This window comes from Streptomyces sp. NBC_00012 (assembly GCF_045040875.1).
In the GTDB taxonomy this organism is placed as follows: domain Bacteria; phylum Actinomycetota; class Actinomycetes; order Streptomycetales; family Streptomycetaceae; genus Streptomyces.
This window is the reverse complement of the sequence record NZ_CP108309.1, coordinates 4,998,787-5,022,600: the sequence shown is the minus strand read 5'-3', so window position 1 is coordinate 5,022,600 and position 23,814 is coordinate 4,998,787. Positions and strand designations below refer to the sequence as shown.

Genomic DNA, 23,814 nt, shown 5'->3' with positions numbered 1-23,814 from the left:
CCGACGGATCCTGTGGTCTCCGGGTCAGCCCTCGCCCTGACCTGCGCTCCCCATCGGGCCGACCTTCACCTGGGAGCCGGAGCCGTCCGTGACGGGCAGCGTGGCGGCGCCCGGCCAGTCGAGGGTGACCGACTTCGTCTCGTCCGGCGGGGTCACCACCAGGCCCGTGATGCGGACGCCGGAGCCGCCCGACTCGTTGAGCGGGTAGTTGATGCCGAAGTACACCGACTTCCCGTCCTTGAGGGTCATCGGGGTGGCCTTCTCGCCGGTGCGCTCCGCGGACAGCGATCCCGCGCTGGTCTTCAGGTCGACGCCCGCGTACCCGGAGAGCACGCAGTCCCGGCCGCCGCCGTTCTTCAGCTCCACCGCGACGGTCCCGTCGGTGTCGCCGCCGACGGTGCTGTCCGACGCCGTGATCTCCAGCTCGTCGGTGCGGCACTTGCCGATCTTGCCGTTCTCGTTGGAGCCGGTCCCGGCGGCCGTGCCCTGCCCGCCGGAGCCCTTTCCGTCGGAGTCCTTGCCGCCGCCCTGCTCCGAACCGCCCGAGCCCGAACCGCCGCTCGCGGAGGACGCGGACGACGGGGCGGTCTGACCCATGTCGTCCTCGCCGTTCTGACAGGCCGTGAGCGAGAGACCAGCGGCAACGGCCAGGGCTGCGAAGGTGAGCTTGCGTACGCGCATCATTACTTCCTCAGTGTCGGTGGGGGTGCCGGCCGCTCGGTACGGGTCGGTACGAGCGAGCGTTCCTGATCACCAAGAGCCGCCGGGCAGGACGGCGCGTTCCGCCCAACCACCCGCTAATACACCCCTGTTACACGCACAGCCGGGCACGACGCGCACCACCACCGGGCGCCCCCGCCCGCACCCTTCCCTGCCGCACCCGCCCCCTGCCCCCGTCCCGCACGGGAAACAGGAGCGGGACACGGTGCGCCGCCGTCCGGACGGGACGGCGATTCCCGCCACCGTTCCAGACCCGTCGACGCCCGCGGCCCACTGGAACGGACCCGTGACGCGACGGTCCTTGACCACGACAGATGGCCTGCCTCGTCAACCCGCCGCGCCCGCGCCCGGGCTGCAATCCGCAAAGGCCGAGGTCCCGGATCCGCCGGACATGTCCCGGAACCGGCCCGGACCGCCACACCAGCACGCGCCATCGCACCGGCCCGGACCGTCGGACCGGCCCGGAACCGGCTCAGACCGTCAGGCCCCGCACCAGCAGATCCAGCAGCGCACACGCGAAGAGCGCGATCCCGATGAACCCGTTGACCGAGAAGAACGCCCGGTTCAGCCGGGACAGATCGTGCGGCCGCACCACCCGGTGCTCATACACGAACGCGACGGCGACGATCACCATGCCGATCCAGTAGAACAGCCCGGCCTCGGTGGCCAGCCCGAACCAGACCAGCAGCCCGGTCGTCACCCCATGGCAGACTCGCGCGCCCCACAGCGCGGCCGGGATGCCGAACCGGGCCGGGACCGAGAGCACCCCGTGCGCCCGGTCCGCCTGGACGTCCTGGCAGCCGAAGATCAGGTCGAAACCGCCGATCCAGATCCCCACCGCGAGACCGAGGATCACCGCGTCCCACGACCAGCTGCCGGTGACCGCCAGCCAGGCGCCGATCGGCCCTATGGCCTGGGCGATACCGAGGATGGCGTGCGGGTAGTGGGTGAACCGCTTCCCGTACGGATAGACCACCATCGGCACGACGGCGGCCGGCGCGAGCGCCAGGCACAGCGGGTTCAGCAGCGCGGCCGCGCCGAGGAAGAGGACGACGGCGACGAGCGCCCCCGTCCACGCCGACTTCACCGAGACCGCCCCGGTGACCAGCTCCCGGCTCGCGGTGCGCGGGTTACGGGCGTCGATCTCCCGGTCGATGATCCGGTTGCAGGCCATCGCGAAGGTCCGCAGCCCCACCATCGCGACGGTGACGAGCAGCAGCGTGACCCAGTCGATGGACCCGTCCGCCTGGAACATCGCGGTCAGGGCGGCGATGTACGCGAAGGGCAGCGCGAAGACCGAGTGCTCGATCATCACGAGCCGCAGGAACGCCTTGACCTTGCTGTTCGGATGTACGGGCCCTGAGCCCAGTGCTGCTTCGGCGGCGCTCACAGTCCGTATTCCTTCCACCGGCGGTCGACCTTCGCCGCCGTCTGAGGGTCGGACTCGACCATGTCCGGCCAGCCCCCGTCCCGGGTGTAGCCCTCCTCGGGCCACTTCTTCGTCGCGTCGATGCCCGCCTTGCCGCCCCAGAACTGCTGGTAGGAAGCGTGGTCGAGATGGTCGACCGGTCCCTCGGTGACGGTCAGGTCCCGCGCGTAGTCCGTGTTGCCGAGCGCCCGCCAGGCCACCTCGTGCAGATCGTGGACGTCGCAGTCGGAGTCCACGACCACGATCAGCTTGGTGAGCGACATCATGTGCGCGCCCCAGATGGCGCTCATCACCTTCTGGGCGTGCTTCGGGTACTTCTTGTCGATCGAGACGATCGCACAGTTGTGGAAGCCGCCCGCCTCGGGCAGGTGGTAGTCCACGATGTCCGGCACGATGATCTTGAGGAGCGGCAGGAAGAACCGCTCGGTGGCCCGCCCCAGCGGCCCGTCCTCAGTCGGCGGGCGGCCGACCACGATCGACTGGAGCAGCGGACGCTTCCGCATGGTCACGCAGTCGATGGTCAGCGCGGGGAACGGTTCCTGCGGCGTGTAGAAGCCGGTGTGGTCGCCGAACGGTCCCTCGGGAAGCATCTCCCCGGGCTCCAGCCAGCCCTCGATGACGACCTCGGCCTGCGCCGGGACCTGGAGCGGCACGGTCTTGCAGTCGACCATCTCGATCCGCTTGCCCTGGATGAACCCGGCGAAGAGGTACTCGTCGATGTCCCCCGGCAGCGGCGCGGTGGAGGCGTACGTCACCGCCGGCGGCGCGCCGAACGCGATGGCGACCGGCAGCCGCTCGCCGCGCTTGGCGGCGACCTGGTAGTGGTTGCGGCTGTCCTTGTGGATCTGCCAGTGCATCCCGATCGTGCGCTTGTCGTGCCGCTGGAGCCGGTACAGCCCCAGGTTCCGCACGCCGGTCTCCGGGTGCTTGGTGTGGGTGAGGCCCAGGTTGAAGAAGGAGCCGCCGTCCTCGGGCCAGGTGAAGAGCGCGGGCAGCTGGTCCAGGTCCACGTCGTCGCCGGTGAGGACGACCTCCTGCACCGGGGCGCTCTCCTGCTTCACCTTCTTCGGCGGCACGTGCACCATCGAGCCGAGCTTCCCGAAGGCCTCCCGCACCCCGACGAAGCCGTGCGGCAGCTCCGGCTTGAGCAGCCCGCCGATCTTGTCGCTGATGTCCGCGTACGACTTCAGGCCGAGCGCCTTGAGCAGCCGCTTGTCGGTCCCGAAGACGTTCATGGCCAGGGGCATCGACGACCCCTTGACGTTCTCGAAGAGCAGTGCGGGGCCGCCCGCCTTGTTCACCCGGTCGACGATCTCGCCGACCTCCAGGTAGGGGTCGACCTCAGCCTTGATGCGCTTGAGCTCGCCCTCGCGCTCCAGGGCCCGGAGGAGGGAACGAAGATCGTCGTAAGCCATGCCGTCCAGTTTGTCATCACCGTCGCCGATCACCCGGGGGACCCCACCTCCGCCGGTCCCCGGCCCGGTCGCCCACGCGTCCCGCGGCCGGTTCACCCCGCTCGCCGTGGTATGTCACAGACACCGGTTACTCTGGGCCCCAACCGGGGCGGGACAAGCCCCGCCAACTCTCCGCAGGGGGACCTTTCCATCATGTTCCGGGCCCTGATCTATCTCCTGCCTCTGGCGCTGACGATCTACGCGTTCATCGACTGCCTGAACACCCCCGAGGACGAGGCCAAGCACCTGCCGAAGATCGCCTGGGTCTTCATCATCCTGCTGTTCTGGATCGTCGGCCCGATCGTCTGGCTGGCCGCGGGCAAGATGCGCCACGCGCCCGCCGGGGGCCGTACGCCGTCCGAATGGCACCGCAACCACCGCTCGCAGTGGGTGGCGCCGGACGACAATCCGGAGTTCCTGAAGGCGCTGAAGGACGAGAACAAGAAGGACGAGTCGCTCCTCAAGGACTGGGAGGCGGACCTGCGCCGCCGCGAGGAGGAGCTGAAGCGCCGCGAGAACGGCGACAGCCCGAGCGCCTCCGGCGAATAACCCCCGGACCGGGACCGCATGAACCACGTGGCCATGAACGACGAGGCCATGCTCGCCACCGCCCTCGCCGAGGCCCGCACCGGGCTCGCCGAGGGCGGTGTGCCCATCGGTGCCGCCCTCTACGGAGCGGACGGCACTCTCCTCGGCCGCGGTCACAACCGCCGCGTCCAGGACGGCGATCCGTCCCTGCACGCGGAGACCGCGGCGTTCCGCGCGGCGGGGCGGCAGCGCTCCTACCGCGGCACGACGATGGTCACGACGCTCTCCCCGTGCTGGTACTGCAGCGGCCTCGTGCGGCAGTTCGGGATCTCCCGGGTGGTGATCGGCGAGGCGCGGACGTTCAGCGGCGGGCGCGACTGGCTGGCCCGCCACGGGGTGGAGATCGTGCTGCTCGACGACGCCGAATGCGTCGCGCTCATGCGGGAGTTCGTACGCGATCACCCCGCCCTCTGGGACGAGGACATCGGCGCCGGCTGATCCGGCCGCCCCACGCCCCCAGGTCGTTCGAAATTCCTCTCCACTGCCCAACACCCGGGCGATATCCTTGTGTTGACGGTGTGGCAGATCGGATGGAGCGTCGACGCTGGGGGTGCTGTGGAGAGAGAGCTGTACGGGCGCGAGGCGATATTCGCCGACGACGGACTTGCGGCGCGCCTGACCGGCCTCACTCCGTACGGCTCCGCCCGGGTCGTCTACGAGCACCGCGACGATCCCCCGGTCGCCGTGCTGACCGGCGGCCGCGGCATGGGCAAGACGGCCGTCCTCAAGCAGCTGCGCAATCTGTACCGGGAGATCACCCCGGTCGCCCTGGTCGACTGCGAGGCCGTCGTGGCCCCCGAGGACGCGGGGCCCGCCTGGACCCCGGTCACCGGGGCGTTGCCGACGCTCGCCACCCAGTTGACGGCGAAGGTGCGGGCCGCCCGTCCGGTGCAGTTCCCCCGGCTGAGCCTCGGGCTGGTGGCGGTCGCCTCCATCTCCTGGACCCGCGAGGACGAGACACGGGCGCGGCGGGACCTCCAGTCGCTCGGTCCGCTGCTGGCGACCGTCGACGGCCGCGGGGACGCGGCGACCGGCTGGGTCACCAAGGTGCTGACGAAGCTGGCCGCCAGTGCCTTCGACTCGGTGGCGCCGATGGCCGGGATGGTCGCGGAGGCCACCATCGAGACGGTCCTGGAGGAATCGTTCAGCCGCTTCCAACGGCGATCGGCCGACTGGTACGGGAGCTATCCGCACGCGGGCGGCAACGGCCGGATCGGGCTGCGGCAGCTTGCGGTCGACTTCGAGCGCGGCGGCGATCTGCGCCGCCGGGCCGAGGACCATCTGGTGCTCGCACTGGCCGCGGACCTGTTGGCGGCGTACGGGGGCCTGGCCCGGGGCGCCCGCCGGGGCCGCCCGGTGCTGCTCGTCGACAACGCGCACACCCCGCTGGGCCGGCAGCTGGTGGAGCCGCTGCTGCGGCAGCGGGCCGCCGGAGCGCTCGACCGGATCGCGGTGTTCGCCTCTTCCCGGGTCCGCGACCACGAGGGGTTGAGCCATGCGGTGCGGCGGCGGCTGCCGGAGGTGGCGCACGCCTCGCGCTGGTCCAGGGGGACGGGGGTGACGTCCGGGATCCTCGCCGTGGAGCTGACCCCGCTCGATCCGGAGCAGGTGCGCTCCGCGTTCGACCGGCACGACCGGGCGGGACGTATCCCGGCCGGGCTGGCCCGTGGTGTGCATCGGCTGACGGGCGGGCGTCCGCTGGCCGTGGAGCTGCTGGCGCTGGCGGCGGGCGAGGCGGCGGAGCCCGCGTCGCTGGTGCCGGGATCGCTGCTGGACCTCATGGTGGAGGTGCGCGAGGACCGGGCGCCGGCGCAGGTGGCGGACGAGCTGCTGACGCGGCTGCTGCCGGAGGCCGGGCAGCGGGTGGACTTCCTCGCCGTGCTGGCCGCCGCGCACGGCGAGGACTCGGCGCGGCTGCTGGCGGGGAGCCGGCTGGGCCGGGGGTCGCCGGACGGCGATGTGGCGCTGCGGATGCGCGATGCGCTGCGGGCGGACGACTGGCCGGTCGGGCCCGGCCACTTCGTCGCCGATCCGCTGCTGCGCGCCCTGCTGCTGCACCGCCTGCGGTTCCAGGACGGCGACCATCCGTCCTACGCGGTGTGGCAGGCGGTGCATGTCTCGCTGCGCGGGGCGTACACCCCCGGCGGCCGCCACCCGAGCGTCCCGCATCTGCTGCACCAGAAGCTGGTGCTGGGCGACGCGGAGGCGTGCGTGGGACATCTGCGGCTGCGGTTCGACGAACCGGACGTGTCGGCGTGGCTCGCACTGCTGCACTTCATCGCCTCGGCGCCGTACCCGCGCACCCGAGGGTCCGTCGGCCCCGATCCGCGGCGCGCGGTCGCGCTCGGCCGGGCCGACAACACGGTGCCGAGGGGGCTCGAACCATCGGCCGCCGAGCTGCACGTACTGCTGCGCCGGCTGCTGCACGGCGTATGGCTGCTGTCCGATCCGCTGGCCCTGCCGGACGAAGAGGTGACCGACAAGATGGCGCACGAACTGCGGCAACTGTCCGGCAGGCATCCGACGGGCAACAGCGTGCTGTGGGACGCGGCCACGCACTGGCCCCGGGACATCAGGGCCTGGCGGCCGCTGTCCATGCCCCCGGGCGAACCGGGCGCGGGCGGCCAGGGGCCGGGGAACGGCGGGCCCGATGCGTAATCCACTGCGCTACCGCCTCTGGTACACGACACGGCAGAGGGTCGTCACCTCGGTGCTGGCCGGAGCCCTGGTGATCACGTCCGGCTGGTACGGCATCGGCCGGCTGACCGTCCCCGAGGACCGTTCCTGCGCGAAGGGCGTCGAGCGGCCGCAGGGCAGCGACGAGTGCGTCGGCGTCTCCGGCGACGGCTACGACTTCGGCCGGTCGAAGCTGACCGAGGCCGCCGCGGCCATCGCCCGGGAGAACGCCACCCTGGAGCCCGGCCGGTACGCGACGGTCGCGCTGCTGCTGCCGCTGACGTCGACGGACGCGGCGATGCAGACGAAGATGCAGCGGGAGCTGCAGGGCGCGTTCGCCCAGCAGTACCGGGCCAATCACCTCTCCAACGAGCAGGTGCCGAAGATCCGGCTGGTGCTCGCCAACACCGGGAAGAACAACCTGCTGTGGCGGCCGGCTGTGGACCGGCTGAAGACGATGACCGGGGCCCCGGACAATCTGCGGGCCGTCTCGGGCGTCGCCACCAGCAGTACGCAGATCAAGTCGGCGGTCAAGGAACTGACCGCCGCTCACATCGCGGTCGTCGGCACCACGATCACGGCCGACGACATCGCCAACGGCCCGAAGGGCGATCCGTTCCCCGGCCTGGCGCGGGTCTCGCCGACCAACCGGGACGAGGCGCGCGCCCTGGCCGCTTTCGGGCAGGTGAAGGCGGCCAAGGCGCTACTGGTGCAGGACACCCGTACCGGGGACCACTACACGGACACCCTGCGGGCGGCCTTCACCGAGCTGGTGAAGGGCACCCGGTACCAGCCGGAGCTGTTCACCTCGCGGGCCGACCCCAACGACGAGGGCACCACGGCCAACACGTTCCAGCAGATCACCCACCTGATCTGCGACACGGACGCGGAGACGGTGTTCTTCGCGGGACGCCACGTACAGCTGCGGCAGTTCATCAACGCGCTCGGGGCCCGCGGCTGCCAGAGCCGCGCGTTCACGATCCTGACCGGCGACGAGGGCTCGTACCTCGGCAGCGACAAGAAGCTCGACCGGAGCGCACTGCGCCGGAAGGTGACCGTCCGCTACGCCTCGCTGGCGCACCCGGACACCTGGGCGGCCGCGCGGAAGGGCGAGAAGGTGACCGGCGGTTCCCCGGCGGACTACCAGGACTTCCTGGATCTGCTGGCCACGGTCTCGAAGAAGCCCGTCGGCCCGATCGGCCCGACGGACCACCGGGCCCTGACCGACGGCCAGGTCATCGTCGCGCACGACGCGATGGCCCTGGCGGTGCACGCCGTCCGGCAGGCGACCCCGGAGGGCGCGCGGCTGCCGCAGCTCGCGGACGTGGGTGAGCAGTGGCCACGGGTGAAGAGCTCGCTGAAGGTGTCGGGGGCCGGGGGCTGGATCTGCCTGGACAACCACGGCAACCCGTACAACAAGGCGGTTCCGGTGGTGGAGCTGGCGCCCGAGGACGCCCGTCAGCGGTTCGTGACGATCGCCTGGCCGGAGGGCAGGCCGCCGGACCCGAAGTGCCTGCCGCCGTCGTCGGCGCCGTGACGGAGGCGGTCCGGACCACCGCTCACCGCTCGGCCGCCACGTACTCCTCACGCAGCCCGGCCCACCGGACCGGGGTCCACTTCGACCAGTCGGCGGGATAGCCGTCGAGCGCTTCCACGAGGTAGCGGAAGTGGTCGTGCCAGCCGGCCAGACAGTCCAGGCGCAGCTCGTCGTCGCCCCGGAACTCGTTGGTGAACCGCAGCAGCACATGGTCGCCGCGCGGTGGCTCCAGGTGGAAGCGGATGCGGCCGTGGAGCCCTTCGAGGGTGTACTCGGCGACCCGCTCGACGTCCCAGGCGGTGACTGTGCCGGAGGCGACCGTGGCCTGCCCGTCCTGGTCGGTGTTGAGCCAGCGGAGCGTGATCGCGCCGCCCATCCGCGGCTCGAAGGGGTCGGCGGCGGCGAGCCAGCCGCGCAGACCCCCGGAACTGGCGACGGCTGCCCACACCCGTGGAACAGGGTGGGGCAGCCGTAGCGTGAACCTCAGAGTGTGCAGGTCACCGCGGGTCTCGCTGGTGCCGGGCTCGATGACGTCGGTCGCATCGGTCATGGTTCCAGCGTGGCCCTGCGGTGCGGGATCCGCACCCGTACGGGACCGGGTCAGACTCCGGCGTAGGAGTGCTTGCCGGTGACGAAAATGTTCACGCCGTAGTAGTTGAAGAGCCAGCAGCCGAAGGCGATCAGCGCCAGGTAGGCGGCCTTGCGGCCCTTCCAGCCGGCGGTGGCGCGGGCGTGCAGGTAGCAGGCGTACGCGACCCAGGTGATGAAGGACCAGACCTCCTTGGGGTCCCAGCCCCAGTACCGGCCCCAGGCGTCGCCGGCCCAGATGGCGCCCGCGATGATCGTGAACGTCCACAGCGGGAAGACGGCGGCGTTGATGCGGTACGAGAACTTGTCGAGCGTCGCGGCGGCGGGCAGCCGGGAGAGCACGGACTGGGCGAACGAACCGGGCTCCCGGCCGTTCGCGAGCTTGTTCTCGTAGCTGTCGCGGAAGAGGTACATCAGGGTCCCGGCCGCGCCGATGTAGAAGACGGCGCCGCACAGGATGGCGGTGGAGACGTGGATCCACAGCCAGTACGAGTGGAGCGCGGGCACCAGCTGGTCGCTGTCGGTGTAGAGCCACGTGGTGGCGATGCCGAGGTCCAGCAGGACGGTGGTGACCAGGAGCAGCCCCATCCAGCGGACGTTCTTCTTCAGCGCGAGGAGGACCAGGTACGCGCCGACCGCCACCGTGGAGAAGGTGATGGAGAACTCGTACATGTTGCCCCAGGGGGCACGCTGCACGGACAACGCGCGGGTGATGACTCCGCCGGCCTCGACGAGGAAGGCGAGCACGGTCATGGAGACCGCCATCCGCCCGTAGAGGTCGCCCTTGAACGTGCCGCCGGCCGCGCCGGGCCCGTCCGGTACGTCGCGGGAACCGGCCGCCGCGCGCGTGATGATCTTCGGGCGGTCCAGCACGGCGGTGCCGCCGCCCTGCTGCACGGCCTGCACCTTCACCGAGGCGGCGGCGCCCGTGCCCTCGGCCCCGGTCAGCGCGGCGGCGGTGCGGCCGACCTTGCTGCGGCTGCCGAACACCCATTCCGCGATGTAGGCGAAGAAGGCCAGGGTGTAGACGGCCATCGACGAATAGATCAGCACATTGCTGGTGTGCGCCAGGTTCTCGTTGGTTGCGGCGGCGAGATTCACTTCTCAGCCCCTTCGGCAGGTTCTTCGGAGGATTCTTCGACGGAGTCGGAATCGGAGTCGGGTTCGGAGGATGAATCGGACCCGGTGCCGGACTCGGCGTCGGGCTCGGCGTCGGGCTCGGCGTCGGGCTCGGCGTCGGGCTCGGTGGGCGCCGATTCGATGAGCGTGACCGCGAGGTCGGCCAGCTCCTCGGGGAGCTTCGCGGACTCGCTGCGGCCGAGACCCGCCATTTCGACGACCGTGACGCCGTCCGCGCCGCGTACCGCCCGCACCCAGACCCGGCGCCGCTGGATGAACAGCGAGCCCGCGAGTCCGGCGATGGCGGCGACGGCCCCGGTGAGCGCCCAGCCGCTGGCCGGCTGCTCCGTGATCTGGAAGCTGGCCCACTCCTGGACGCCCTCGAAGGTGATGGAGCCCGCGCCGTCGGGCAGCTTCATCGTCTCGCCGACCAGCAGCCGCTGCTTGAGCTGCTTGTCCTTGGCGTCCTTGAACTCCGTCATCTCCGACTTGTCCAGCTGGTACACGTTCTGCGCCAGCCCGGAGTCGGGGCCGAGGTAGCCGTGGTAGCCGTTGAGCGCCAGGACGGGCATGTCGGCGGCCGGGAACTGCGAGAACATCGTGCCCTTGCCGTTGCCCGCGAAGGTCGGCACGAAGAACGCCTGGAAGCCCAGCTGGGTCTTCTTGCCGTTCTTGTCGCGGTAGCCGTCGAAGACCTTGATCGCACCGGACGAGGTGACGTTGTTGTCGATGGGCAGCAGCGGCACCGCGCTCCGGTAGACCTCCTTGCCCCTGCCGTCCTTGACGGAGACGACCGGCGCGTAGCCGTGCGCGTTGAGATAGACCTTGGTGCCGTCGATGACGAGGGGCTCGTTGACCCTGATGACGGACTTCTGCGGCTTGCCGTACGCGCCCTTCTCGTACGTCACATGGGCCTCGTAGGTCCTGGGCGTACCTCGCTGGGGGCCGCTGCGCTCGTACGTCCCGATGAACTTGTCGAGCTTGAAGCTGAACGGGGAGAACGAGTCGGTGTCGAACAGCGAACCGGACTTGAAGTCGTCGTACTGGGTGAGCGTGTTGGAGAAGCCGTCGCCCTCGACGATCAGCTTGCCGCCCTCGGACTTGTAGAGCTGTCCGACGGCGAACGCCACCAGCATCACGATCAGGGCGATGTGGAAGACCAGGTTCCCGGCCTCGCGCAGATAGCCCTTCTCGGCGGCGACCGCGTCGCCCACGGCGTGTGCGCGGTAGCGCCGCTTGCGCATCATCGCGAGCGCGGCCTCGCGGACCTGCTCGGGCTCGGCCGCGGTGCGCCAGGTGGTGTACGCGGGCAGCCGGGTCAGGCGCCTGGGCGCGCCCGGCGGGCGGCTGCGCAGCTGGCTCACGAACTGGCCGGTGCGCGGCACGATGCAGCCGATGAGCGAGACGAACAGCAGGATGTAGATCGCGGAGAACCACACCGAGCTGTAGACGTCGAAGAACTGGAGCTTCTCGTAGATCGGCGAGACGGTGGTGTGGGCCTTCTTGAAGGTCTCCACCTTCATCTCGTCCACGCTGTTCTGCGGGATCAGCGAGCCGGGGATGGCGCCGAGCGACAGCAGGAAGAGCAGGATCAGCGCGACCCGCATCGAGGTGAGCTGCCGCCAGAACCAGCGGGCCCAGCCGATGGGGCCCATCGTCGGCAGCCCGGCCGAGCTCTCCTCGCTCGGGGCGGTGGAGAGATGGGAGCCCGCCGCGCCCAGTTCGCGGGCGTTCTCCCTCTCCCGCTCGTCCGGGACCTCCCGCTCCGGGGCGGGGGGGTTGGACTTGGTGTTGCTCATGGAACTCAGATCCCCACCGTGAAGCCGTTGGACCAGCCCTGCAATTGCTGCATCATCGTGCCCCACACGCCGGTCAGCAGGAGGAGACCGGTCGCGATCATCATCACGCCGCCGATGCGCATGACCCATGCGTAGTGCCGCTTGACCCAGCCGAACGCGCCGAGCGCCTTGCGGAACGCGACGGCGGCGAGCACGAAGGGGACGCCGAGGCCGAGGCAGTACGCGACGGTCAGTATCGCCCCGCGCCCGGCGGTGCCCTGCTCCATCGCGAGCATGCTCACCGAGCTGAGCGTCGGGCCCAGGCACGGGGTCCAGCCGATCCCGAAGAGGGCGCCCAGCACCGGCGCGCCCGCCAGCCCGGTCACCGGCCTCTTGTGGATACGGAACTCACGCTGCGTCATCCAGGGCATCAGGCCCATGAAGAAGATCCCCATCAGGATCATCAGCACGCCGAGGATCTTGGTGAGGATCCCGCTCTGCTCCTGGAGGGTCTGGCCGAAGAAGCCGAAGAGCGCGCCGCCGGAGACGAACACGGCGGTGAAGCCGAGCACGAAGAGGGAGGCGCCCGCGACCATGCGCCCTCGCTTGGCCTGCGCCAGGTCGGTGCCGCTGACCCCGGTGACGTAGCTGAGGTATCCGGGGACGAGCGGCAGGACGCATGGCGAGAAGAACGAGACGAGCCCGGCGAGTACGGCCAGGGGCAGGGCGACCAGCAGGGCCCCGCTCACCATGGTCTCGTTCTGGGCGGCGACGGCGAGGGCGATCACCTGATCACTTCTCCGCGATCAGCGGGTCGATCATCTTGTGCAGCTTCTCGGAGTCGAGCGCGGCCAGCGAACGGGCGGCGATCTTCCCGTCCCGGTCCAGGACCACGGTCGACGGAATGGACTGCGGACGCAGCGTGCCCTTGGGGAAGCGGAGCATGAGCTTGCCCGTCGGGTCGAAGAGGCTCGGGTACGGGACTCCGTAGTCCTTCTCGAAACTCACGGCGGGGCCCTTCTGGGCGTCCCGCGTGTTGATCCCGACGAACTGGACGTCCTTGTCCTTCATCTCCTTCGCGACCCGCGAGAAGTACTGGGCCTCAAGGCGACAGGGCCCGCACCACGAGCCCCAGATGTTCAGCACGACGACCTTGCCCTTGTAGTCGGCGACGTCGAGCTGCTTGCCGTCGAGGGTCTCGCCGTCCAGCTTCGGGGCGGCCTTGCGGTCGCCCTTGTCCACGGTGGAGATACCGCCACTGCCGGTGACGAAGTTCGTGTTGCCACCGCCGCCGGCCTTGTTGCCGTCCCCGCCGCACGCGGTCAGCGTGAGGGCGAGGGCGACTGCCGCAGCGGGGGCGGCGAGCAGGGTGAAGCGGCGTCGGGGTGCGCGGCCAGAGCTCATGTGAAAAGTTTCGCATGGCGGTTCCGGCGATCTCGGGCACCCCCCTCGGTGCCCGTAAAGCCCGTTGTCAGGCTTGTTTAAAGAAGGTGTTCCAGCCGCCTTCGGGCGACTGTCCGACCTGCAGTGTGCGGAGCTTGTCGAGCACGGCCGGGGTCTGTACGTCGAGCCAGTCGACGAACTGCCGGAAGGAGACGAGGCGCACATCCGGCTTCCCCGCGACTTTCTTGATCACTTCCTCGACGGCGTCCATGTAGATGCCGCCGTTCCACTCCTCGAAGTGGTTTCCGATGTAGAAGGGTGCGCGATTCGAGGAGTACGCGCGGTCGAAACCGGCGAGGTACGACCCGGTGGCCTGCTTGCGCCATTCGGGATAGCGCGAGGGCATGCCCTTGGTCGAATTCAGCGACTGGTTGGCGAGGATGTTGTAGTCCATCGAGAGGACCTCGAAGGTGTGCCCCGGGAAGGGCATCGCCTGGAGCGGCAGGTCCCAGACGCCGTCCCGCTTATTGGGCCAGACCTGGGTGCCGCCGGGCGAGCTGGCGTCGTAGCGCCAGCCGAGCTTGCTCGCCGTCGGCAGCAGATTCTCCTGGCCGAGCAGGCAGGGGGCGCGGCCGCCGATCAGTTCCTTCCGGTAGTCGAAAGGCAGCGGGTCGAGGTCGGTCCAGCCGGTGTTCGTCCGCCATTCGGTGACGAATGAGACCGCCTGATCGATTTCGTTCCGCCACTGCTCGGACGACCAGTTCGCGACCGATCCGGAACCGCTGCAGAAATGCCCGTTGAAGTGGGTACCGATCTCGTGGCCGTCGAGCCATGCCTGCCGGACGTTCTTCAGCGTCTCCTTGATGTGACCGTCGGTGAGATAACCGATGTCGGAAGCGCCGATGGGGTTGTTGGGCGGCCGGTACATGGACTTCTTCGACTCGGGCAGCAGATAGAGCCCGGACAGGAAGAAGGTCATCGCCGCGTCATGATCCTTGGCGAGTTCCAGAAAGCGCGGGAAGAGCCCGTTGCCGACCTCGCCCGCCCCGTCCCAGGAGAAGATCACGAACTGCGGCGGCGTCTGCCCGGGTTCGAGCGGCACCGGCTTGGCGGGCTGGTGCGGCTGCTTTCCGGTGTCGGCGGTGGAACCGTCCCCGATCTCCCGGACGTCCTTCTTCGCGGGCCCCGTCCCCCGGGTGGCCTCGGCGGCCCCCTTCTCCCCCGTGGTCCCCGACCGGCCCTTGCCGGAAGAGCCGAAGGCGCCGCAGCCCGCCACCCCGACGGCGGCGGCTCCTAGTCCGGCTCCGAGCAGACCCCTTCGGCTGATGTCGCGCATGATTACCCCATCTGCGGTCGTTTTGCCTTAAGTCCATACAAACTGGCGAAGGCTTAGATGGCGGAATCAACACGGGGGTTCCTCTGATTAACACATGATTCTTTGCGTGATCAGGTCCCAACCGTGACCGAACGCATGACCTAGCAGGTACGGGGTGGGAGCGGCGCTCGACCACCACCGAAGACAGCAATCGCCGGACGGGCGAAGATCAAGCCCGTCCGGCGATCGAAAACAGAACAGCTACCGAGGAAGATCCGGCACCCGACGAACGAGCCCGGGGCCCCCGGCCCGACGAACAGGCCCGGGGCCCCCGCCCCCGCCGGCCCAGGGGCCGGCTACGCGCCGAACGCCTTCGACTTCCCCTTCACCGGCTTCGCGCCGGCCCGCAGATGCGCCGGCACCAGGTCCCGCGCCGGCTCCGTGTACCCGACCGACACGATCTTGTCGCCCTGGTACGTGAAACTCGTCAGCGAGGCGAGGGTGCACTGCCGCTTGCGCGGGTCGTGCCACAGCCGCCGCCGCTCGACGAAGCTGCGCACGATCCAGATCGGCAGCTGGTGACTGACGCACACCGCCTCGTGGCCGCGGGCCGCGTCGCGTGCCGCGTCCAGCGCGCCCATCATCCGTACGACCTGCTCGATGTACGGCTCGCCCCACGACGGGCGGAACGGGTTCGTCAGGTGCTTCCAGTTGTCCGGCTTGCGCAGCGCGCCGTCGCCGACGCCGAAGGTCTTGCCCTCGAAGACGTTGGCCGCCTCGATGAGCCGCCCGTCGGTGGCCAGGTCCAGGCCGTGCGCCTTGGCGATCGGCGTGGCCGTCTCCTGGGCGCGCTCCAGCGGCGAGGCGACGACATGAGTGATGTCGCGGCCGGCCAGGTGCTCGGCGACCCGGTCGGCCATCTGACGGCCGAGCTCGGAGAGGTGGTAGCCGGGGCGGCGGCCGTAGAGCACGCCCTCCGGGTTGTGCACCTCGCCGTGCCGCATCAGATGGACGACGGTGATGTCCTTGTCCTTGCGGGCTCCGTTCTCGCGGGCTCCGTTCTCGCTCATGCGGTGGCCTCCGAGGCGGCACGGGCGGCGGCGGGCAGGGCGGCGGCGATGCGCTCGACGGCCTGCGTGTCGTGGGCGGTGGAGACGAACCAGGACTCGAAGGCCGACGGCGGCAGGTAGACGCCCTGCGACAGCAGCGAGTGGAAGAACGCGGTGAAGCGGAAAGCTTCCTGCTGCTTGGCGTCCTCGTAGTTCCGCACCGGGCGGTCGGTGAAGAAGACGGAGAACATGTTGCTCGCCGCCTGCACGGTGTGCGCCACGCCCTCCTTGGCCAGCGCCTCGCTGACCAGGCCGCGGATCTCCGCGGAGACCGCGTCCACCTTGGCGTACGCCGCGTCGTCGAGCAGTCGCAGCTGGGCGAGACCGGCGGCGGTGGCGATCGGGTTCCCGGAGAGGGTGCCCGCCTGGTAGACGGGGCCGGCCGGGGCGAGGTATGCCATCACGTCCGCGCGCCCGCCGAAGGCCGCGGCCGGGAAGCCGCCGCCCATGACCTTGCCGAAGGTCATCAGGTCGGGCCGCACCCCGTCGACGCCGAACCAGCCGGCCTTCGACGTACGGAACCCGGTCATGACCTCGTCGGAGATGTACAGCGCACCGCCTGCGGCGCAGAGCTCCTTGAGCCCGGCGTTGAAACCGTCCAGCGGCGGTACGACGCCCATGTTGCCCGGCGACGCCTCGGTGATCACACAGGCGATCTCGCCGGGGTGCGCGGCGAACGCCTCGCGGACGGCGTCCAGGTCGTTGTACGGCAGCACGATGGTGTCGCCGGCCTGCGCACCGGTGACCCCCGGGGTGTCCGGGAGGCCGAAGGTGGCGACCCCGGAACCGGCGGCGGCGAGCAGCGCGTCGACGTGGCCGTGGTAGCAGCCGGCGAACTTCACCACCTTGGCCCGGCCGGTGAACCCGCGGGCGAGACGGATCGCGGACATGGTCGCCTCGGTGCCGGACGACACCAGCCGCACCTGCTCCACGGGCTCGACCCGGGCCACGATCTCCTCGGCGAGCGCGACCTCGCCCTCACCGGGCGTACCGAACGAGGTGCCGCGGGCGACGGCCTCCTGGACTGCGGCGATGACCTCCGGGTGGGAGTGGCCGAGGATCATCGGCCCCCACGAGCACACGAGGTCGACGTACTCACGGCCGTCGGCGTCGGTGAGGTACGGACCGCTGCCGGACACCATGAAGCGGGGCGTACCGCCCACGGCCCGGAAGGCACGTACGGGAGAGTTCACGCCGCCGGGCGTCACGAGGGACGCGCGGTCGAAAAGCGTCTGCGAAACTGGGGCGTCATAGGGAAAGCTCACACAAGCCATGGTGTCAGAGCCACGGACGGTCTCGCGGACAGGTGTTTCACCGCACGTCCGTGGGGGAGGTCACTGACACGATGATCGGGTTGCGCGGCGGGGGCTGTGTCTCCTAAGTAGTAGTCGGGTGGATGAGATATGCATCGCGGTGGCGGAGTGGGCGAAGGGACCGACGACCTGGGGCCCGAGCCTGCCCGGCGGGGTCGGCACCGGCGTGACGCGGAGCGGGAGCAGGGCATACGGGCCGGTGGTGCGCAGGGTGACGAAGCCGGAAGCAGGAGTGGTGGCCGGGTGGGGGTGACCTACAAGTACTTCGGTGCCCCCGACGGGGCCACCGCGGCACGCGTGCCCATTTCGATGCGCCCCGAGGAGCTCGGCGGCGACGAGCTGGGCATGGGCGGCATGTTCACCAAGATCAAGCCGGAGACGGTGGCGGCGATGGTCCTCACCGGAATTCAGGGCATACCTCTGCACAAGGTCCCGCCGCTCGAACTGGTGGTGCTGCACCCCGACTACGCGGTGGTCAAGCTTCCGATGACGGTCGTCGACCCGCTGCGCGGCGTCGGCGAGGAGTCGGTGGGCGCCGCGGCGTTCATCTGGTCCACGGTCCCGGACCGCGGCGGCCCGCGCGACGCGTTCAACGTCTACCGGCTCCTGCACGAGTGGCAGGACTTCTCGCACCGGCTGCACGACGCGGGGCACCAGGCGTACTGCCTGGTGTGGCCCTGAGCCGGGGGCCGTTCGATACGGGCCGGCGGCGGGTCGGCCGACGGCTCCGGGGCGGACCGCCGGGCGGGATACCCCTGGGCGGACGCGCCGGGCGCCCCGGAACAGCGCTGCGCGCGGCCGCGACGTGGCGTTCCCGCCCGCCGCGCGGCCGCGCGCAGATGAAACGAAAGGTCAGGCGGCCACAGAAGCGGCCGAGCGCACCTTGCCGATCACGTCGGTGAGGGCGGTGACGACCTCGGTGTCGTCGGCCGGGTGGGTTTCCGCGAAGCGCGTCACGGAGCCGGGGATGGACAGCTTGACGTCCTCCAGGACCACGGCACCCGCGATGCCGGCGGACTTGCGGGCGTCGTCCTGCGCCCAGACGCCGCCGTACTGGCCGAAGGCGGTGCCGACCACGGCGACCGGCTTGCCGGAGATGGCGCCGGCGCCGAACGGGCGGGACAGCCAGTCGATGGCGTTCTTCAGGACGGCCGGCATGGTGCCGTTGTACTCGGGCGAGAAGAGCAGGAACGCGTCGGCGTTCGCGGCCACCTCGCGCAGCCGGGCGGCAGCGGCCGGGACGCTTCCCTCGACGTCGATGTCCTCGTTGTAGAAGGGCACCTCGGCCAGGCCCTCGAACAGCTCGATCTCGGCGCCCGCAGGGGCGTGCTTGGCGGCGGCTTCGGCGAGCTGACGGTTGTGCGAACCGGCGCGGAGGCTGCCGACGAGCGCGAGGATGCGTACAGACATGGGGGAACTCCTGGGAGGCGGAGAGGCAGGTACATCGGAAAACGGGTACATCGAGAAAGCAGAATCAAGCGGACCGTGGTCCGTTTAAAGTTGTACCACCTAAGCGGACCGGGGTCCACTTGTCCCCTCCGGGCGTTACGCTGAGAACATGACCGGCTCCGATACCCCTCCGACGCCGAGGCTGCCCGAATCGGGAGAAGCGCGGACGAGTCTCCCCCTCGCCCCGATCGACGAACCCCCGCAGCTGCGGGCGGACGCGGCACGCAACCGCACCCTCCTGCTGGACGCCGCCTCCCGGCTCCTGGCCGGATGCGGGGCGGCGAACCTGACCATGGAGTCGGTGGCCGCCGCGGCGGGGGTGGGCAAGGGAACCGTCTTCCGGCGCTTCGGCGACCGGGCCGGGCTCCTGCTCGCGCTCCTGGACCACCGGGAGAAGCAACTCCAGGCCGCCTTCCTCTCCGGCCCGCCGCCGCTGGGCCCGGACGCCCCCGCGACGGAACGGCTGCACGCCTTCGGACCCGCAGTCCTGCGCCACGAACGCGACCACCACCCGCTGATCCTGGCCAGCCGGACCGACCCGCTGCGCAACTACACCGTCCCGGCGCTCCGTCTGCGCCTCAACCACCTCGCGATGCTGCTGCGGCAGGCGAGGGTGCCGGGCGATCCGGAGCTGCTCGCGCACACGCTGCTGGCCTCCATCGACACCGCCCTCGTGCACCACCTCACCATCGAGCGCGGCATGCCGCTGGAGCGCCTGGAGGAAGCCTGGCACCACCTGGTCACCCGCCTGGGGGCAACCGTCTGAGGCCGCTCGGGCTTCCCCACCCGGCGAGATCCCGGAAACCGCCCTGCGAGATCCCGGAACCCCGGGCCGCCTCCCGTACCGTCCCGGCGGCACTTGATACATGCTGGAAGGACATCGGCAGTTCCCGAACCGCGGGGGTCAGATGTCCGCCCAGACGCTCACCGACACGGTGGTGACCGACCTCGTCGCCGACGCCACCGCCGCACCGTCCATGCACAACGCCCAGCCCTGGCTCTTCCGGTACTCGCGCGGCGACCGCGCTCTCGCCCTGCGGGCCGACTTCGAGCGCGCGATGCCGGCGGCCGACCCCGCCACCCGCGCCCTTCACATCGGCTGCGGCGCGGCCCTGCTGAACCTGCGGGTGTCCGCCGCCCACCACGGCCTGAGCGCCGCCACCACGCTGCTGCCCGCCCCGTCGGATCCGGCGTTCCTGGCCGCCGTACGCCTCGACACCGGCCTCGACAGCCGCCCCGGCACCCCGCGCGACCGGGCCGACGAAGCGCTCCGCGCCCTCCACCCGGCGATCGCGGACCGGCACACCAGCCGCTACCCGTTCGACGAGCAGCCGATCCCCGAAGACGTCCGCGCACGCCTCGTGGGCGCGGCCCGTACCGAGGGCGCGGACCTCACGTTCCTGGTCCCGCCCCATCTGGAGACCGTGCTCGACCTGATCCGGGACGCCGAGGGGTACGACCGGGGCGACCCGGCGCGCGAGGCGGAGCAGGAGCACTGGGCCCGGTACACGAAGACCGACGCGCCGGACGACGGCATCCCCGACTACGCCTTCGGCCCGCGCGACGCCTCCGAGCGTGCGACCAACCGCGATTTCACCGGCACCGGCGCCCCCGTCGGCCGGCCCCGCGTCCTGTTCGAGCGGCGGCCGCAGCTGGCCCTGCTGAGCACCGAGAGCGACCGCCCGGCGGACTGGCTCCGCGCCGGTCAGGCGCTGGAGCGCGTCCTGCTCGCCGCCACCTTGGACGCGGTGTCCACCTCGTTCGCGACCCAGCCCGTCGAATGGCCGGACCTGCGCTGGGTCCTGCGCGACCCGGTCCACGGCGTGGGAAACCCCCAGATGATCATCCGCCTGGGATACGGGCCCACCGGGCCGCGGACACCGCGCCGCCGCCTGGACCGGGTGCTGACGATCGAGCCGTAGGGACGGTCGGCGCACCGTGAGAACGGGTCGGCGCACCGTGGAGACGGTCGGACCGCAGGAGCGGAAGCGGGAGAGGCGGTGGGAGCGATGAGGCTTCCGGTGGTCGTCGGGGTGGACGGTTCGGAGGGCAGCATGCGAGCCCTGGACTGGGCCGCGGCGGAAGCGGCCCGGACCCGGCTCCCCCTGCGCGTCGTCCACGCGTCGCTGTGGGAGCACTACGAGGGCCTGCGGCCCACCGTCGACGCCGGTGTCCCCGGCGAGCAGCTCCTCGCCGAGCATCTGGTCGCCTCGGCCCGGGACCGGGTGCGGGACCTCAGGCCCGAGGTGAGCGTGGTGGCGGACGTGCAGCCCGAGGACCCGGTGGCCGCCCTCGTGCGGGAGAGCCACGAGGCGTCGCTCGTCGTCCTGGGCTCCCGGGGCCGGGGCCGGATCGCCGGAATGCTCCTGGGGTCCGTGGGTCTGGCGCTGGCCGGCCGGTCGCACTGCCCGGTCGTGGTGATTCCGGCGAGGCAGCCAGGCACCCCGGCGAGCCCCGGCCGCGTCGTCGTCGGGATCAGCGATGCCGCCGGCCCGTCGCCCGCCACGGTCTTCGCCCTGGCCCAGGCCGCATCGCGACAGGGCGAGCTCACCGCCGTACGCGCCTGGCGCCGCCCCGCGCACGAGCTCCTGAGCCATCCGCCCCTCGGTGGCTCCTCCTTCTCCACCCACCGCCGACAGGCCGAGGAACACCTCGGTGAGGTCCTGAAGGCCCTGGAGACCCTGGAGGCACGGAGAAAGCGGGACACACAGGAGGTCCAGGACGGCTCCGGAACCGTCGTCATCCACCGGTCGGTGGCGCAGGGACCGGCGCACGAGGTCCTGCTCGAAGCCGCCGAGACCGCGGAACTCCTGGTCGTCGGCGCCCGGCGGAGCAGCGGATGGCACGGACTCCAGCTGGGCACGGTCAACCATGCGGTGCTGCACCACTCGCCCTGCCCGGTGGCCGTCGTCCCGGACACGTACCAGGGCTGAGGCCGCCGACCCGGCGCCCGTCGGCCGGCCCTACGGTTCTCCCCGTAACCGATGCGCTCACGTACGAGTCGGCGCACCCACACACGAAGGGGGAGGGCCCGCCCCATGGCCGATGCCGTCGCCGCACGCCTTGTCACCACGCTCGCCGCACCGCTGGACCGCGCACGGAACACGGCGGACGCCCCGGAGCTCCTGCACTGGCCGGACGCAGCACCCGGGGTCGGCGACGGGCGGCCGGCGGACGGGCGGCGCCTGCTCGTCCAGCGCGGCGACACCGAGCTGATCGCCGTCGACCCCGGCGACCCGGACGCGGCGCCGGTCCGCTTCCCCGCGCCCTGGCCCCGCCGCTTCGGCACCTGCGCGGTGGCGCCGCGCGGTGACCTCGCGGTCTTCGCCGGGGTGCACGCGGTACGCGCGGTGGATCCGACGGGGGCGGTGCGCTGGGAGGTGCGGCACGGCTGCTGGGACGGCAGCTGCCGCACGCTCCACAGCGCGTACGAGGAGTACGCGGCCGATCACAGGCATCTGTACGCGGACAGCGGCTCGGCCGTGTTCTCCGCGGACGGGGCGCTCGTCTGGGCCCACATCCGCGGGCCTGTCGCCGCGTCCGGCCCCGATCCGGAGGCGCTGGACGAGTGGCTGATCATCGACGCCGCCGACGGACGGGTGCTCGGCCGGGCGGAGACCGAGACGGTGGCGGCCGGCTCCCATCACGTCCCGCATCCCGACCCCGCCCGGATGGGGCTGAGTGTCGGCGAGGGCCAGGACGGGGTGCCGCTGCGGTGGGGCCGGTGGGACGGCGAGCAGCTCTCCGTCGAGCAGTTCTGCAACGACGAACGGATCCTGACGGGGGTGAGCCCCTCGGGGGACCGCTTCGTGACGGTGACCCATTACGAGGAGACCCTCGGCACGCACCGGATCGACGACGGTTCCGTACTCTCCGAACTCGCCACCGAGCACGCCGTCCCCCGCCACCCCGAGGCCGATCCCGACGACCGGGACGCCGACGAGACGCTCTGGGACTACGAGTGCGGCTTCCTCGACGAGGAGACCCTCATCGCCGGTACGGCGGAGCGGGACGCGGAGTACGGCGAGCAGCGCCACTGGCTGGTGAGCACGGCCGGGGCGGAATTGCGGGTGGCCGCGCAGGTCGCGTACCCGTTCCCGATATCCGGCGCGCCCACGGTCCTCGGCGACGGGACCTGGTACACGGTGTCGGATTCGGGCGACGCAGTGCATGTGTGGAGCCGGTAGACCCGGCTCGACGCAGTGCGTGTGTGAGCCGGTGGGCCCGGCTCGACGCAGGGGGTGCCTGGAGCCGGCAGGCCCGGCGGGCCGCCTCGCGCACCCGTTTCCGGCCACGCATTCCGCTCATCGACTGCTCGCCGACCGCTCATTGGCCGCTCATTGGCCGCTCATCGGCCGAAGAGTGATGTTCAGCCGACCCGGTGAACCTGCCGATACGGAAGAGACCTGCCTTGGTCCCGTGTGTGCGAGGAGGTCTGTCGTGGGCGACACCCTGCTGGCCCTGTCCATCCCCGTACTGGTCTTCGCCGTCGGCATCTACGCGGCGTGCGAGAGCTGGTGGCGGCGACGCCCCGCGCCCCCGTCCCCGTATCCCCATCGGGCGGCCCGGCTGGCCGAGCGCGCGATGCTGGTGGATGCCGAGGGCGTCGTGGACGGCGCGTGCACCAGGCTGGACGGCCTCCACGACACCCCTCGGGCCCCGGAGGGCGGGTCCCCCGACCTCCGCCCTCCGGCCGCCGGCGTCAGGCGGCGTCCGGCCGCCAACCGGGATCCCGGCCGGTCAGAGCGAGCACCTCGTCGAACGGGCTGGCCCCGTCCGGCACGGGGTGCGGCTCGCCGAACACCTTCGCCTCCCTGGCCATCGGGGCCATCGCGGCCAGCGCGGGACCGATCTCGCCCAGTACGGACTCGTCCGGGGTGAACTCCTGGCCGGTGGCCCGCGCCAGGTCCCAGGCGTGGACGGTCAGATCGCCCAGCACCATGTTCCCGACGGTCCTGGCCGGAAGCCCCATGGCCCCCGTGGTCCCCTCGTCCGCGCCGGGCACGGCCCAGGCCGCCACCAGCGCCGCGGCCTCCTCGCCGAAGCGGGCCCGCCAGTCCCCGGTGACGACGTCCGGCGTCGTACCGAAGTCGGCCTCCTGCCTGGCCGCCAGGGCCTGGAAGTTGACGATCACTTGGAAGAGATGGTTGATCAGGCCCCGTACGTCGTACTCCGCGCACGGCGTGGGCGCGCCGAGGCTGTTGTCTTCGATCCCGTCCAGCACGGCCACGGCCGGTCCGACGGCCGTATCCAGCAACTCACTGATCTTCGTCATCGTTCGACGATGCACGACCGGTCGGGCGGGCGCTTGAAGAAACGCGACATCGTCCACGCCACGCGGTCCGCAGATCATAGG

The 23,814-nt window shown here is 71.1% G+C and carries 22 protein-coding genes; 9 read left to right on the top strand and 13 right to left on the bottom strand.

Annotated elements, in window-relative coordinates; all coding sequences use genetic code 11:
• Positions 1 to 24: 24 nt before the first annotated feature.
• The 3 genes from OHA19_RS23110 to OHA19_RS23100 all read right to left on the bottom strand — a co-directional run bounded on the left by OHA19_RS23110 (position 25) and on the right by OHA19_RS23100 (position 3,564).
• Positions 25 to 681 carry a DUF4232 domain-containing protein gene (locus OHA19_RS23110; RefSeq protein ID WP_405713749.1) on the bottom strand — a complete coding sequence of 219 codons (657 nt, stop codon included), beginning with the start codon at positions 679 to 681 and terminating at the stop codon, positions 25 to 27.
• A 511-nt stretch (positions 682 to 1,192) separates the two neighbouring features.
• On the bottom strand, positions 1,193 to 2,110 hold the full coding sequence (gene mqnP, locus OHA19_RS23105; RefSeq protein WP_405713751.1) for a menaquinone biosynthesis prenyltransferase MqnP: 918 nt from the start codon (positions 2,108 to 2,110) through the stop codon (positions 1,193 to 1,195).
• Entirely contained in the window at positions 2,107 to 3,564 is a 1,458-nt protein-coding gene (locus OHA19_RS23100) for a menaquinone biosynthesis decarboxylase (RefSeq protein ID WP_266732059.1), read from the bottom strand. Before OHA19_RS23100 ends, mqnP begins: the two co-directional genes overlap by 4 nt.
• A 192-nt stretch (positions 3,565 to 3,756) precedes the next feature.
• Here OHA19_RS23100 and OHA19_RS23095 point away from each other — a divergent pair, with 192 nt between their 5' ends.
• The 4 genes from OHA19_RS23095 (at position 3,757) to OHA19_RS23080 (ending at position 8,404) form a co-directional block, all read left to right on the top strand.
• A complete protein-coding gene (locus OHA19_RS23095) occupies positions 3,757 to 4,152 on the top strand; it encodes a PLD nuclease N-terminal domain-containing protein (RefSeq protein ID WP_405713753.1) in 396 nt (131 codons plus the stop codon).
• A gap of 18 nt (positions 4,153 to 4,170) precedes the next feature.
• Complete coding sequence (locus OHA19_RS23090) at positions 4,171 to 4,629, top strand: nucleoside deaminase (RefSeq protein WP_405713755.1); 459 nt, start codon at positions 4,171 to 4,173, stop codon at positions 4,627 to 4,629.
• 117 nt (positions 4,630 to 4,746) lie between these two features.
• Entirely contained in the window at positions 4,747 to 6,849 is a 2,103-nt protein-coding gene (locus tag OHA19_RS23085) for a hypothetical protein (protein ID WP_405751396.1), read from the top strand.
• Complete coding sequence (locus tag OHA19_RS23080; RefSeq protein ID WP_405713759.1) at positions 6,842 to 8,404, top strand: hypothetical protein; 1,563 nt, start codon at positions 6,842 to 6,844, stop codon at positions 8,402 to 8,404. Before OHA19_RS23085 ends, OHA19_RS23080 begins: the two co-directional genes overlap by 8 nt.
• A 22-nt stretch (positions 8,405 to 8,426) precedes the next feature.
• On the opposite strand, the gene OHA19_RS23075 is transcribed toward OHA19_RS23080, so the two are convergent.
• The 8 genes from OHA19_RS23075 to hemL all read right to left on the bottom strand — a co-directional run bounded on the left by OHA19_RS23075 (position 8,427) and on the right by hemL (position 16,970).
• Positions 8,427 to 8,954: a hypothetical protein gene (locus OHA19_RS23075; RefSeq protein ID WP_405713761.1), complete on the bottom strand. Its 528-nt coding sequence runs from the start codon at positions 8,952 to 8,954 to the stop codon at positions 8,427 to 8,429.
• A gap of 50 nt (positions 8,955 to 9,004) precedes the next feature.
• On the bottom strand, positions 9,005 to 10,093 hold the full coding sequence (ccsB, locus tag OHA19_RS23070; protein ID WP_405751393.1) for a c-type cytochrome biogenesis protein CcsB: 1,089 nt from the start codon (positions 10,091 to 10,093) through the stop codon (positions 9,005 to 9,007).
• Positions 10,090 to 11,910, bottom strand: a complete 1,821-nt coding sequence (locus tag OHA19_RS23065) for a cytochrome c biogenesis protein ResB (RefSeq protein WP_405751391.1) — start codon at positions 11,908 to 11,910, stop codon at positions 10,090 to 10,092. Before OHA19_RS23065 ends, ccsB begins: the two co-directional genes overlap by 4 nt.
• Positions 11,911 to 11,915: 5 nt before the next feature.
• The gene (locus OHA19_RS23060; RefSeq protein WP_405721583.1) at positions 11,916 to 12,641 is read right to left on the bottom strand and encodes a cytochrome c biogenesis CcdA family protein; all 726 of its coding nucleotides are present in this window, start codon (positions 12,639 to 12,641) and stop codon (positions 11,916 to 11,918) included.
• Positions 12,642 to 12,681: 40 nt separating this feature from the next.
• Positions 12,682 to 13,293: a TlpA family protein disulfide reductase gene (locus OHA19_RS23055; RefSeq protein WP_405713767.1), complete on the bottom strand. Its 612-nt coding sequence runs from the start codon at positions 13,291 to 13,293 to the stop codon at positions 12,682 to 12,684.
• A gap of 67 nt (positions 13,294 to 13,360) precedes the next feature.
• The gene (locus OHA19_RS23050) at positions 13,361 to 14,608 is read right to left on the bottom strand and encodes a hypothetical protein (protein WP_405713769.1); all 1,248 of its coding nucleotides are present in this window, start codon (positions 14,606 to 14,608) and stop codon (positions 13,361 to 13,363) included.
• Positions 14,609 to 14,943: 335 nt separating this feature from the next.
• Positions 14,944 to 15,657: a histidine phosphatase family protein gene (locus OHA19_RS23045; RefSeq protein WP_405751388.1), complete on the bottom strand. Its 714-nt coding sequence runs from the start codon at positions 15,655 to 15,657 to the stop codon at positions 14,944 to 14,946.
• A complete protein-coding gene (gene hemL, locus OHA19_RS23040; protein WP_405713773.1) occupies positions 15,654 to 16,970 on the bottom strand; it encodes a glutamate-1-semialdehyde 2,1-aminomutase in 1,317 nt (438 codons plus the stop codon). Before hemL ends, OHA19_RS23045 begins: the two co-directional genes overlap by 4 nt.
• A gap of 129 nt (positions 16,971 to 17,099) precedes the next feature.
• On the opposite strand from hemL, the gene OHA19_RS23035 reads away from it, so the two are divergent.
• A complete protein-coding gene (locus tag OHA19_RS23035) occupies positions 17,100 to 17,690 on the top strand; it encodes a hypothetical protein (protein ID WP_405713775.1) in 591 nt (196 codons plus the stop codon).
• A gap of 171 nt (positions 17,691 to 17,861) precedes the next feature.
• Here OHA19_RS23035 and OHA19_RS23030 read toward each other — a convergent pair whose 3' ends face one another.
• Entirely contained in the window at positions 17,862 to 18,419 is a 558-nt protein-coding gene (locus OHA19_RS23030) for an NAD(P)H-dependent oxidoreductase (protein WP_405713777.1), read from the bottom strand.
• Between the two features lie 148 nt (positions 18,420 to 18,567).
• Here OHA19_RS23030 and OHA19_RS23025 point away from each other — a divergent pair, with 148 nt between their 5' ends.
• The 4 genes from OHA19_RS23025 (at position 18,568) to OHA19_RS23010 (ending at position 22,645) form a co-directional block, all read left to right on the top strand.
• Positions 18,568 to 19,224, top strand: coding sequence for a TetR/AcrR family transcriptional regulator (locus tag OHA19_RS23025; RefSeq protein WP_405713779.1), 657 nt, complete (start codon positions 18,568 to 18,570; stop codon positions 19,222 to 19,224).
• Positions 19,225 to 19,366: 142 nt separating this feature from the next.
• Positions 19,367 to 20,380, top strand: coding sequence for an Acg family FMN-binding oxidoreductase (locus OHA19_RS23020; protein WP_405713781.1), 1,014 nt, complete (start codon positions 19,367 to 19,369; stop codon positions 20,378 to 20,380).
• A gap of 87 nt (positions 20,381 to 20,467) precedes the next feature.
• Positions 20,468 to 21,391: a universal stress protein gene (locus OHA19_RS23015; protein ID WP_405713783.1), complete on the top strand. Its 924-nt coding sequence runs from the start codon at positions 20,468 to 20,470 to the stop codon at positions 21,389 to 21,391.
• A 105-nt stretch (positions 21,392 to 21,496) separates the two neighbouring features.
• The gene (locus tag OHA19_RS23010; RefSeq protein ID WP_405713785.1) at positions 21,497 to 22,645 is read left to right on the top strand and encodes a hypothetical protein; all 1,149 of its coding nucleotides are present in this window, start codon (positions 21,497 to 21,499) and stop codon (positions 22,643 to 22,645) included.
• A gap of 515 nt (positions 22,646 to 23,160) precedes the next feature.
• Here OHA19_RS23010 and OHA19_RS23005 read toward each other — a convergent pair.
• Positions 23,161 to 23,733, bottom strand: coding sequence for a TIGR03086 family metal-binding protein (locus OHA19_RS23005; RefSeq protein WP_405713787.1), 573 nt, complete (start codon positions 23,731 to 23,733; stop codon positions 23,161 to 23,163).
• Positions 23,734 to 23,814 lie beyond the last annotated feature (81 nt).